We start from the raw sequence: 12,782 nt of genomic DNA on the forward strand, positions 1-12,782 counted from the left end.
TCACGCGGTTTGTTGAAACAGTCCAGCTTCCGATCCAGTCGCCCAGGCCCGCACCGACGCTCCAAATGCTTCGAACAATGGCCGTGACACAGGATCATTCACAGCATCCCATTCCGGGTGCCACTGAACGGACAGGGTAAATCCCGGGGCGTCTTTGACATAGATCGCCTCGGGTGTGCCGTCCGGTGCATGGCCGTCGATTTCGATCCTGTGGCCGACTGTCTTGATCCCCTGCCCGTGCAACGTATTGGTCATCACCTCGGTCGCGCCCATCAGGCGGTGGAACACACCACCCTCGGCCAGTGTCACGACATGGCGCAGGGCGAATTTCTCTTCCAACGTACCGTCGGGCGGCATCCGGTGGTTCATGCGCCCGGGCAGATCACGGATTTCGGGGTATAGCGTCCCGCCCAATGCCACGTTGACTTCCTGAAACCCACGGCAAATTCCAAAAAACGGCTGACCTCGCTCAACACAGGCCCGGACCAGTGGCAAAGTTATCGCATCGCGCGCCCGATCGAATTCCCCATGCGCTTCGGTGGCCAGTTCGCCATACTCCTCCGGGTGAACATTGGGGCGCCCACCTGTCAGCAGGAAGCCGTCGCAGACCTCAAGCAGTTCATCGACGGATACATATCTGGGGTCTGCCGGGATCAGCATCGGCAGGCAGCCCGAAACATTCGCCACCGCATCGGAATTCATCGTTCCGCCGGCATGCGTCGGGTATTGATCGTTCATCAGATACGAGTTTCCGATGATACCAACCACGGGTCGTGACATTGTTGTTTTCCAAAACGTTTCCAGATCTAGCTGAAAACTATCGGCAGCAGATGAGACGTGCAATAGCACACACCCTGCATCTCAGCGCAAGCTCCTGTTCACAACTGCACAATTTTTCCCAATTTTAGATCAATATTCAGGAAGCTGTTCCAGAAATGTCACTAATAGAGGGAAGAAGTTCCTAATGGCGGTTCTTCAGCCTCCACACCGGCCACGACATAACGTTGCGTGTCAGATCTCGCCCGTCAGACCCGCGGCTTCGATGCCAGCCAGGGCCGCCGCCGCGTCGTTGTCCGACGTATCGCCGGTCACCCCAACCGCACCAATTACGGCACCCTTTTTGTCGCGCAGCAGGACGCCACCCGGAACAGGCACGACCTGACCGCCATAAACGCCATTTACCGCCGCCATGAAATAGGCCTGAGCCTCGGCGCGCTGCATCTGCGCAGTACCCGCCATGCCCAACATGACCGCCCCATAAGCCTTGCCGTGCGCTATTCCAAAGCGCCCCGGGGCCGCGCCGTCCTCACGCTCGAATGCGATGACGTGACCGCCTGCATCCAACACAACCACCGAGAGTGGCTTCAACTCCATCTCATGCGCTTTTTCCAACGACTTTCGAATGATGGTGCGCGCCTTGCGCAAGGAAATAGCCATCCCTGATCCCTTTCATCTGGCCCAAAATATCCTCGGGGGAGCGCGAGGGGGCAGACAGCCCCCTCGTTCCCGCCCGTACAGCTCAACCCAAACTGGCTTTCTTTTCCAGCCGCCGTGCATGCAGAACCGGTTCGGTATAGCCCGAAGGCTGCACCCGCCCCTTGAAAACCAGATCGCAAGCCGCCTGAAAGGCGATACCATCAAAACCGGGCGCCATGGGAGAATATTCCGGATCATCCGCATTCTGGCGATCGACCACGGCGGCCATCTTGCGCATTGCGGCCATCACCTGGCCTTCGTCAATCACATCATGATGCAGCCAGTTGGCCAGCGCTTGCGAGGAAATCCGGCAGGTCGCGCGGTCCTCCATCAGGCCGATGTCATGAATGTCCGGCACTTTCGAGCATCCGACACCATGATCGACCCACCGCACAACATAGCCCAGAATGCCTTGCGCGTTGTTCTCGACCTCACGAGTAATTTCCTCTTCGCTCAGGTTGCGCCCGCCCAGCAGGGGCACGGTCAGCAGATCCTCAAGCGTGCCGCGCGCGCCGCCGGCCGCCAGTTCGTCCTGACGGGCCAGAACATCAACCTTGTGATAGTGGGTCGCATGCAGTGTAGCGGCGGTTGGCGAAGGCACCCAGGCACAGGTCGCGCCGGATTTCGGGTGGCCGATCTTTTGGTCCAGCATGTCGCCCATCCGGTCGGGCATCGCCCACATGCCCTTTCCGATCTGAGCCTTGCCCTTCAGGCCGCAGGCCAGACCGATATCAACGTTGCGATCCTCATAGGACGCAATCCACGGCGTGTTCTTGATGTCGCCTTTCGGCAGCATCGGGCCGGCCTCCATCGAGGTGTGAATCTCATCCCCGGTGCGGTCCAGAAAGCCGGTATTGATAAAGGCCACCCGCGATTTTGCAGCGCGGATACATTCCTTGAGGTTGACCGACGTGCGGCGCTCCTCGTCCATGATGCCCAGTTTCACTGTGTTGCGCGGCAAGCCCAGAATATCCTCGACCATGTCGAAAATTTCGACCGAGAACGCCACTTCTTCCGGCCCGTGCATCTTGGGCTTGACCACGTAAACCGATCCTTCGACCGAGTTGCCCCCCTCGCGCCGCAGATCGTGCATCGCGATCAGTGTGGTGCAAAGCGCATCCATCAACCCCTCGCCGATCTCATTGCCCTCGCCATCCAGAACGGCGGGGTTGGTCATCAGATGGCCGACGTTTCGGATCAACATCAGCGAGCGGCCCTTCAGCGCCGCGGTTTCGCCGCCAACGGCGGTGTATTCAACGTCGCCAGCCAGCTTTCGGGTGAATGTCCGGCCACCTTTCGAAACCTCTTCGGTCAGGTCGCCCTTCATCAGACCCAGCCAGTTGCTGTAGGCCACAACCTTGTCGGCGGCATCCACGCAAGCCACCGAATCCTCGCAGTCCATGATAGTGGACAGCGCCGATTCCAGGCGCACATCAGCGATGCCTGCGGGGTCGGAGGCACCAATATTGCTGGACGGGTCGATCATGATCTGCACGTGAAGACCGTTATTCTTCAGTACCACGAACTCAGGCTTGTCAGCGGAACCGCCAAAGCCAACGAAACCTGCGGGATCGGCCAGCGCGGGCACCAGCGCACCGCCTTCGACGCTCAGGTCCGAAACGTCGGACCACGAGCCATTTTCCAGCGGTACCGCGTCATCCAGAAATGCCTTGGCCCACGCGATCACGCGGGCACCCCGAGCGGTATCGTATCCTTTACCCACGGGCAGATCGCCCATCGCGTCGGTGCCATAAAGCGCATCATACAGGCTGCCCCATCGTGCGTTGGCGGCGTTCAACGCAAAGCGGGCGTTGGTGATTGGCACCACCAGCTGAGGCCCGGGTGTCAGAGCAATCTCCGGATCGACCTTGGCGGTTTCGATCTGAAAATCGGTACCTTCCTCGACAAGGTATCCAATCTCTCGCAGGAAAGCCTGATACGCGGCGGCATCATGATCCTGCCCTGTTCGGGCCAGATGCCAGCCGTCGACCCGGCCTTGGATCTCGGCCCGTTTTGCCAGCAACGCTTTGTTCTTCGGCCCCAGCTCCTGAACCATTCGGGACAGGCCTGACCAAAAATCCTCGGATAAAACGCCCGTTCCGGGCAGCGCCCGGTTTTCGATGAAATCTGCCAGTTCAACGGCGATCTGCAAACCGTTCCGGGCTTCTCTACTGCTCATATTCGACATCTCCCGCAATTGTACGCCACTGTATGCCGGCTTCAATTAGAGCGGAAGTTTCCGATAGGCAACATATTCGCCATCGCTTTTCGGCGGACCTGCCGGATTGGCGTCGCGTCAGCACGTAGGAGAAGCACGCCGGATTTACGTGCCCGGCACCGCTTGCAGCGCATCGCCGCAACCCATAACGTCGCGCCAGACATGAACCGATGCGAGGCCCCCGATGCGCGACGCCACCCCCACCATAATCTATCTGAAAGACTACACGCCCTTCGGCTATCTGGTGGACAGTGTGCATCTGACCTTTGATCTGGCCGAACACGCCACGCGCGTCACATCGCGCATCGCGTTCCACCCCAATCCCCAAGCAACGGACCGAACCTTTTTCCTGCACGGCGAGGATCTGAAACTGATCCGCGCCGCCATTGATGGCGCGGACATCGCGCCACAGGTCACCGACAAGGGCCTGACTGCGGATGCACCGGATGCGCCGTTCGTGTGGGAGGCCGAAGTCGAGATTGACCCGGGCAACAACACCGCGCTTGAGGGGCTTTACATGTCGAACGGCATGTACTGCACGCAGTGCGAGGCCGAGGGGTTCCGCAAGATCACTTTCTACCCCGACCGCCCGGATGTGATGTCGACCTTCACCGTGCGGATAAATGGCGACCTGCCCGTGCTTCTGTCCAATGGCAACCCCACGGCCAAAGGCGAAGGCTGGGCCGAATGGACCGACCCATGGCCCAAACCCGCCTATCTGTTCGCACTGGTCGCGGGCGACCTGATCGCCCATCCTGACCGGTTCACCACCATGTCGGGCCGGGATGTGGACCTGAACCTTTGGGTTCGTCCGGGCGACGAGGGCAAATGCGCCTTTGGCATGGAAGCGCTGAAGAAGTCGATGAAATGGGACGAAGATGTCTATGGCCGCGAATACGATCTGGATGTGTTCAACATCGTGGCCGTCGATGATTTCAACATGGGCGCGATGGAGAACAAGGGGCTGAACATCTTCAACTCTTCGGCCGTGCTGGCCAGCCCCGAAACTTCGACCGACGCCAATTTCGAACGGATCGAAGCGATCATCGCGCATGAGTACTTCCACAACTGGACCGGAAACCGGATCACCTGCCGCGACTGGTTCCAATTGTGCCTGAAAGAGGGTCTGACCGTCTTCCGCGATGCGCAGTTTACGTCCGACATGCGCTCAGCCCCTGTCAAGCGCATCCACGACGCCATAGACCTGCGCGCACGGCAGTTCCCCGAGGATAACGGGCCGCTATCGCACCCCGTCCGGCCCGAAAGCTTCCAGGAGATCAACAACTTCTACACCGCGACCGTCTACGAAAAAGGCGCCGAGGTGATCGGGATGCTGAAGCGGCTGGTGGGGGAGGAGGCCTACTCCAAGGCGCTCGACCTTTATTTTGACCGCCATGACGGGCAGGCCTGCACCATAGAGGACTGGATCCAGGTGTTCGAGGACACTGCTGGCCGCGACCTGAGCCAGTTCAAGCGCTGGTACAGCCAGTCGGGAACCCCGCGGGTGGCCGTAACAGAGGACTGGGCCGATGGCACCTATACGCTGACCCTCAGCCAGCGGACAGAACCCACACCGGGTCAGACCGAGAAGTTTCCGCAGGTGATCCCCGTTGCTGTTGGCCTTTTGGGGCCGAACGGAGACGAGGTGCGCGCAACCGAAATGCTGGAATTGACGGAAGCGGAACAGAGCTTTGCCTTTTCCGGTCTGGCCGCCAAGCCAACGCCATCGATCCTGCGTGATTTCTCGGCGCCTGTGATCCTGGAACACGATCAGACCAATGCCGAACGCGCGTTCCTGCTGGCCCATGACACCGACCCGTTCAACCGCTGGCAGGCGGGACGCTCACTGGCGCAGGACACACTGCTGCGCATGATATCCGAAGACGCCACCCCGGACTCCGATTATCTGGACGGGTTGCTGGCCGTGCTGCGCAACCGGGATCTTGATCCGGCTTACCGCGCCCTGATGCTGGGACTGCCAACGCAATCGGAACTCGCTGCCGCCTTGTTCGACCGTGGTGAAACACCAAATCCAATGGCGATCTGGAGCGCGGTCGAGACATTGCGGCAAGCCACAGCGCAACATGTGCAGGACCTGCTGCCCCGCCTGCACAGCGAAGCCCTGGTTCAGGCCCCCTACAGCCCAGACGCGGAGCAATCCGGCAAACGCGCACTGGGCAGCGCCGCTCTGTCGCTGACTTCGCGCCTGGACGGCGGTGCCAAGGCAGTAGAAGAGTATGGCGCAGCCAACAACATGACCCTTCAACTCTCGGCCCTGGCTTGTCTTTTGCGGGCCGGAAAAGGTGAGACGGAACTGGCCGGATTTTACACGCAGTGGCAGCACGACCGGCTGGTCGTGGACAAATGGTTCGGCCTGCAGGTCGCGATGGCCGCGCCCGATGCGGTGCCAGATACCGCGCACAATCTGACCGAACATGCCGATTTCAACTGGAAGAATCCCAACAGGTTCCGCGCAGTAATGGACGCGCTGGCAATGAACCACGCCGGGTTCCATCAGGCCGACGGCGCAGGTTATGCCCTGCTGGCGGACTGGCTGATCCGGCTTGACCCGGTCAACCCGCAGACCACCGCGCGCATGTGCTCGGCCTTCCAGACATGGAAGCGGTATGACGGTGACCGTCAGGCCCTGATGCGCGCACAACTGACACGCATCCAGGATACCCCAAACCTGTCGCGGGACACCGGGGAAATGGTGTCACGCATACTCGACGCATGACGCCCTTTACCTTCACCCGGCAAAACCGCGCGCCCCGCGCTGTACTAATCCTGATCGGCGTCTTTGCGGGGCTGATATCGCTCGTGATCTTTTTCAATGCCGCACTATGGCTGGTCGGGGTGCTGGCGCTTGCCACGCTGCCGGCCATCTGGGACATCGTGAAAGACACCAGCGCCGGGCTGACGCTGGACCGGGATTGCCTCAGGTGGCATTCGGGCGGGCGCGAAGGTGAAATCGACCTGAACGAGATCGATTTTTTCCGCTTCGACACACGTTGGGACTTCTCGGTTCGCGTCTCTTTAATGTTGAGATCAGGCAAGCGTATCCGGCTGCCGGATGAGTCGGTCCCGCCGCACCGGGCCTTTGAAAACACTTTGGAAAACGCCGGCTTTCGGGTCGAACGGCATCATTTTACAGTTTTCTGAAACGATGAGCCGCCACTGACCGGATTGACCCGGGATTCTGAAGTGTTTCAGGCAATTTACTTGAACTGACGCTGATTTACGGCCAGACTTCCGCTGTAAGTTACGCTTTTTTGTTACAGTTCCGAGTTTCGCCATGTTCAGGTCATTCAGGGCTCATCTTGCCCGTTTCACAAATCCTTCCCGGCAAATTGCGCCGCCAAACAAGGTGGCAGCAGATGCTGTTGCCGCCGTTCTGCCTGATCAGGGGCAGCTTAACATTCCCGTTGCACAACTAAACGCTGGCGACTTCGTGGGACGCACCACTATTGAACGGGGCCGTCACCTGGCCCGGCAGGACCGGTGGGAAGATCTGTCCGCGGAAATGCAGGCAGCTGATGCAGCGCGCGACACCGCGCCCGACGGGTTGCCGATTGCTGATTTGCTGGCATTCGGTGCACGCTCGGATGTGGTTCTGGCCGCTGAACATGCATTGTCGGACGGCAAGGCCCTGTCAGACTATGATCTGCTAGGAGGCGTCGCCGATCTGGAAGACGTGATGCAGGAACACCCTGGCAACCCGATGATAGCCCTGATCGTTGCACTGGCACATATTGATCTTGCTTGGGCATGGCGGGGAACGGCGCTGGATGCGACCTTGCCACCGCTGCACCGGTCGCGCTGCGCAGCGCATTTTGACCGGGCGGCGGCTATTCTACCCAAGTGCAAGGCCGCGTTGCCAGACAGCCCGTTGGTCGCTGCGGCAGGCTGCGCCCTGCTGGCCGGTCAACGCCGCACGTCGGTTCGGGTAGCGGACGAGTACGAGCGGCTGATCGCGCTGGACCCCGAAAACCAGCGTCACATGCGCGCCATGGGCAGCCATCTGCTGCCGCGCTGGTTTGGCAGCTATGAAGAGCTTGAGGTTCAAGCCCTGCGCAACGCCGCCAGAACGCAAAAAATATGGGGCGCCGGGGGATATACCTGGGTCCAATTCGATGCGATTGCCTTGGATGAGGAAGCCTGCGCTCGGGTCGATATCGAGTTCTTCCTGGAGGGGCTGCACGACATCTTGGAGCGTCGTCCGGATCAGCAGACCATCAACATGCTGTCGGCCTATTGCGCCATTACCGTGCAAAACGGCGTGGGCCTGAACGAAAAAGCCGATCTTGTCCGCTCGCAACTGCGCGAGGCGGCAAACTGGCTGATCCGCGATCATCTGACTGAACTGCATCCGCTGATCTGGGCGCATGCGGCCGCCGGGTTCAACAACTCGGTCCGCGTTCCTTCGCCCGAGCGGTTCGCTGCGCGCGGACACCGGGACGCACTGCGGGCCATCGCCGATCTGTTTCGCGAGGAACTCAACAGCGGCAAGGACGTGACATTTACCTCGTCGGGCCTGCAACTTTCACGGAACTGAACCGGCAAAAGACTGGAAATCACAGCCATTCCCCCTTGCTCCTCTGACGTGCCGGGCCTAATACGCTGGCCTAGACTTTCTGCGGATATGAGGCGCGCCATGCTCGACCTGACATACGAAATGCCCAAACCCAAGACCATTGCCGGGGCCAAGCACGACTGGGAACTGGTAATCGGGATGGAAGTGCATGCGCAGGTCTCGTCCAATGCCAAACTGTTTTCGGGCGCGTCGACAAAATTCGGGGCTGAACCAAACGCAAACGTTGCTTTCGTGGACGCGGCAATGCCGGGCATGCTGCCGGTGATCAACGAGTATTGCGTGGAACAGGCGGTGCGGACCGGGCTGGGCCTGAAGGCAGACATCAATCTGAAATCGGCCTTTGACCGCAAGAACTATTTCTATCCCGATCTGCCGCAGGGATACCAAATTTCCCAGCTTTATCATCCGATTGTGGGTGAGGGCGAAGTGCTGGTCGAGATGGGTGACGGCACCGCGCGCAAGGTGCGGATCGAGCGTATCCACATGGAACAGGATGCGGGCAAATCGATCCACGACATGGATCCGCATATGTCCTTCGTCGATCTGAACCGAACTGGTGTTTGCTTGATGGAGATCGTGTCGCGTCCCGACATCCGTGGCCCCGAAGAAGCCGCCGCCTATATCGCCAAGCTGCGCCAGATCATGCGCTATCTGGGTACCTGCGACGGCAACATGCAGAACGGCAACCTGCGGGCGGACGTAAACGTCTCGATCTGCTTGCCGGGCGCGTATGAGAAGTATCAGGAAACGCAGGACTTCTCGCATCTGGGCACACGGTGCGAGATCAAGAACATGAACTCGATGCGCTTTATCCAGCAGGCGATTGAGGTCGAAGCCCGCCGTCAGATCGCAATTGTTGAGGCCGGTGGCAAGATCGATCAGGAAACCCGCCTGTATGACCCGGACAAGGGTGAGACCCGCTCGATGCGGTCCAAGGAAGAAGCGCATGATTACCGCTATTTCCCGGACCCCGACCTGCTGCCGCTTGAGATCGAGCAGGCGTGGGTGGACGATATCGCCGCGAATCTGCCGGAACTGCCGGACGGCAAAAAAGCACGCTTTATCAGCGAGTTCGGCCTGACCGATTATGACGCTTCGGTCCTGACTGCCGAGGTAGAGCTTGCGAATTTCTTCGAGGAAGTCACCCAAACACGTGGCAAGGACGGATTAGAAATCCAAGGAAAAACTGCCGCGAACTGGGTGATCAACGATCTTCTTGGCCGTTTGAAACAAGATGACCGCGCGATTTCGGAATCACCTGTTTCGCCAAGTCAAATTGCGCAGATCATTCACCTGATTTGGGACCAAACAATCTCGGGCAAGATCGCCAAGGACCTGTTTGAAATCGTCTATACCGAAGGCGGTGTCCCGGCACAGATTGTCGAAGAACGCGGCATGAAACAGGTGACGGATACCGGCGCGATTGAAACGGCTTTGGACGAGATCATCGCCGCCAACCCGGCGCAGGTCGAAAAGGCCAAAGTGAACCCGAAACTGGCCGGATGGTTTGTCGGTCAGGTGATGAAGGCGACCGGTGGCAAGGCCAACCCGAAGGCCGTCAACGAATTGGTCAGCAAGAAACTAGGGGGCTAGTACGGACGGGACAGATACTCCTGCGTAGCACTAATCGATGACCAGACCTGCTAGGTTTCCGGGCAGAGGGCTCTTTTTGGTCGGGTTTTCGAGTTAATCCGGTCCCGGAAAAACGACCTGGGCGGCTTCGTCACAGTTTTTCCGGAATTTACCGGTGCACCCGTTGTTTAATTGAGCAAACATAAAAACAGCCTGATTGTAATTTAGTTCAGAGTTGGCGTTTAAGATGCTCTGTATCACCAGAGCCTGCTTAGTTGAGTCGTTTACACTGAAAAATACCGGACGTTGGTGCCGTTTCTTAATCTCATCCCGATCCATTTTCACCCAATTGTCAGCTACGTTAAACTCATAAACATCGTTTCTAACCTCGTTATCATTCCAAAAGCTGATCTCTACTGACGTGATCCAATCTCCGGGTTTAGTGCTCCCCACCCCGCTTTGGCATTCAAATCGTTTCTCGACAAAAAATGGGAGTTCCTCTCCGACCGCAGTTTTCATCAGGCCCCATTGGCTGAACACCGACGCTTTTGACGAATCTTGTTGCGTTCGGTTTGATTTAATCGACGACCCACTGTCTTCAAAGCGGCCACCCGCATCTGCAGATAATTTGAACCATGACCAAAATCCAATCTCGGTCTCGACCGAGGCCTCGGCAAAGGCTTGGATTATCTGTTCCTCTTTGAACTCAACCGTCTTGGTTGTGTTACACGGAAAATAGTAGTCATCAATGAACTCGAATTCGGTTAGAGGGTGCTTTCTGTCCAGACGAAACAAAACCCCCTGGTTTTCAAACCTGTCGAGATCGTTCTCATAGATATCAAAGGTGTAGATTTCACTAGCCACCGGGCCAAGCTCAGCGATGGTTTTTTCGTCAGGATATGCCGTCGCTTGCAGCTTTTTTCCCTTAGAGGTTTCAACCCCAGTTTCGATCAATTCGAACACCCACCCTTCGCCAACAGGCTCTGAATCTTGGCATTGCCCTACGGTTGCGAACGGATTCGTTTCACCCGGACAATATACCGATTGCAAGAGGCGAAACCTTGCTCTGTCATCGCGTGCCGTGATCGACCTGTACCTTGTGACACCGCGTTTCGGCAAAAGCTCAAGGTTGACCGGATATCCGTGAAAAGTACGTGCAGAACGAAACTTCGCCGCTTTAGGTCCTTGGACGCGATCTGTTTTCTGAATGTCAAAAATCAATGTTCCTTCGGGTAGCCAAAGTTGAACCGGCCTGCGTCCAAATGGATCCAGATCACGCCCTTCGGTCCACAATCCTTCCGTCAACTCCGCAATAGGAACGGACTGACCAATCGCCGGGGCCGTAAATGCAACAGTTACAATAGCCTGTGCTATCCAATTGCGAACCTTCATATCCGCACACCCCCAAAAAATGATTTGCTCCAATGCGTTTCTAAAAGATTGAGTGTGTCAGAAGATTACTTTGTCACGCAACAGTGATGTTCAACCAAACTGACCTGTTAGGACATACAAGACTTGGCATCCTCAATTCTGACTAGGCCCGAACACTCTAACAACTGGCTTGACTTGGCAGGGGAAGCCACCCTTTCATCCCCGACAATTGAGGTGAGGTAACATGCAGAAAAGATTTGATCAGGAACTCGAAGACCGGCTGGTCCGGTATGCGGCGATCGACAGTCAGAGCGATGAGACGTCGTCCTCGACCCCAAGTTCGGACATCCAGCTGAACATGCTGAACCTGCTGCGCCAGGAACTGACCGAAGTCGGCGCGCAGGATGTTGAGCTGACCGGCGACAGCGTTGTTGTCGCCACCATCCCCGGCACAGTTCCGGGACCGACCGTGGGTTTTCTGGCTCATGTCGACACCGCCCCGCAGTTCAATGCCACCGGCGTCAAGCCGCGCGTGATCAAGGGGTACAATGGTGGCGAAATCACCTTTCCCGACGACCCCGATCTGGTCCTGTCGCCGGAGGAGCACCCCTATCTCGCCGAAAAGATCGGGCACGATCTGATTACTGCATCGGGCACCACGTTGCTGGGCGCGGATGACAAGGCGGGTATCTCGATCCTGATGACCATGGCGCGGCATATGATAGAAAATCCTGATATTCCGCACGGGCCGATCCGCATCGCCTTTACCCCCGATGAAGAGATCGGGCGGGGTGTTACCGAACAACTATCCAAGGATCTGGGCGCTGATTTCGCATACACTCTGGATGGTCAGGAAGTTGGCGAAATCGAATATGAGAGCTTTTCGGCCGACCGTGCCGTGATCCGGATCGAGGGCGTCTCGATCCACCCCGGGCTGGCGAAGGGAAAAATGGTCAACGCAGCCCATCTGGCAGCTAAGATCGTGCAGACTTTGCCGCAGGCGACGATGACGCCCGAGGTCACAGATGACCGCGAAGGGTTCATTCACATTACCGATATGAATGGCGGCTCCTCCGAGATGGAGATCAAGCTGATCCTGCGCGACTTCGAGCTGGACGCATTGCAGGCGCAGGGCGATCTGGTGCGGCAGGTCTGCGCCGCCGTGCAAGCCACGGAGCCACGCGCAGTGATCGAGTGCGAGATTTATCCGCAGTACCGCAACATGCGCTATTGGCTGGAAAAGGACATGACCCCGGTTGATCTGGCCCGCGACGCCTGCCGCGACATGGGGATCGAGCCGGTATCTGTTCCGATCCGGGGCGGCACTGACGGGTCGCGCCTGACCGAGTTCGGCACCCCATGCCCCAATATCTTTACCGGGATGCAGTGCATTCACGGCCCGCTGGAATGGATTTCGGTGCAGGACATGGCCGTCGCGACCGAGTTGTGCCTTTCCGTGGCGACCAGGGCAGCGCAGAAACCGGGCAACAGTGGCGGGTAAAATCCGACATCGGGTCGACGTCTCTTTCGCCCGGCGGTCAACGTGATAAC

9 protein-coding genes are annotated in these 12,782 nt (G+C 58.2%); 5 read left to right on the plus strand and 4 right to left on the minus strand.

Annotated elements, in window-relative coordinates; translation table 11 throughout:
* The 3 genes from ACR1XU_RS12565 to ACR1XU_RS12575 form a co-directional block, all read right to left on the minus strand.
* Window positions 1-780: a gamma-glutamyl-gamma-aminobutyrate hydrolase family protein gene (locus ACR1XU_RS12565; protein ID WP_480908612.1), complete on the minus strand. Its 780-nt coding sequence runs from the start codon at window positions 778-780 to the stop codon at window positions 1-3.
* 231 nt (window positions 781-1,011) lie between these two features.
* Window positions 1,012-1,437, minus strand: coding sequence for a GlcG/HbpS family heme-binding protein (locus ACR1XU_RS12570; protein ID WP_170615294.1), 426 nt, complete (start codon window positions 1,435-1,437; stop codon window positions 1,012-1,014).
* An 82-nt stretch (window positions 1,438-1,519) separates the two neighbouring features.
* Window positions 1,520-3,655 carry a malate synthase G gene (locus ACR1XU_RS12575; RefSeq protein WP_480908614.1) on the minus strand — a complete coding sequence of 712 codons (2,136 nt, stop codon included), beginning with the start codon at window positions 3,653-3,655 and terminating at the stop codon, window positions 1,520-1,522.
* A gap of 223 nt (window positions 3,656-3,878) precedes the next feature.
* Here ACR1XU_RS12575 and pepN point away from each other — a divergent pair, with 223 nt between their 5' ends.
* The 4 genes from pepN (at window position 3,879) to gatB (ending at window position 9,881) form a co-directional block, all read left to right on the plus strand.
* The gene (gene pepN, locus ACR1XU_RS12580) at window positions 3,879-6,431 is read left to right on the plus strand and encodes an aminopeptidase N (RefSeq protein WP_480908616.1); all 2,553 of its coding nucleotides are present in this window, start codon (window positions 3,879-3,881) and stop codon (window positions 6,429-6,431) included.
* Window positions 6,428-6,856: a hypothetical protein gene (locus ACR1XU_RS12585; RefSeq protein WP_480525175.1), complete on the plus strand. Its 429-nt coding sequence runs from the start codon at window positions 6,428-6,430 to the stop codon at window positions 6,854-6,856. Before pepN ends, ACR1XU_RS12585 begins: the two co-directional genes overlap by 4 nt.
* Window positions 6,857-7,061: 205 nt before the next feature.
* On the plus strand, window positions 7,062-8,249 hold the full coding sequence (locus tag ACR1XU_RS12590; RefSeq protein WP_480915612.1) for a hypothetical protein: 1,188 nt from the start codon (window positions 7,062-7,064) through the stop codon (window positions 8,247-8,249).
* Between the two features lie 99 nt (window positions 8,250-8,348).
* Entirely contained in the window at window positions 8,349-9,881 is a 1,533-nt protein-coding gene (gene gatB, locus ACR1XU_RS12595; RefSeq protein WP_480908092.1) for an Asp-tRNA(Asn)/Glu-tRNA(Gln) amidotransferase subunit GatB, read from the plus strand.
* 93 nt (window positions 9,882-9,974) lie between these two features.
* Here gatB and ACR1XU_RS12600 read toward each other — a convergent pair whose 3' ends face one another.
* The gene (locus tag ACR1XU_RS12600; protein ID WP_480908090.1) at window positions 9,975-11,252 is read right to left on the minus strand and encodes a hypothetical protein; all 1,278 of its coding nucleotides are present in this window, start codon (window positions 11,250-11,252) and stop codon (window positions 9,975-9,977) included.
* Window positions 11,253-11,475: 223 nt separating this feature from the next.
* Here ACR1XU_RS12600 and pepT point away from each other — a divergent pair, with 223 nt between their 5' ends.
* On the plus strand, window positions 11,476-12,732 hold the full coding sequence (gene pepT / locus ACR1XU_RS12605) for a peptidase T (protein ID WP_480908088.1): 1,257 nt from the start codon (window positions 11,476-11,478) through the stop codon (window positions 12,730-12,732).
* The last annotated feature ends 50 nt before the right edge of the window (window positions 12,733-12,782 follow it).

This window comes from Ruegeria sp. D1(2025) (assembly GCF_056536425.1).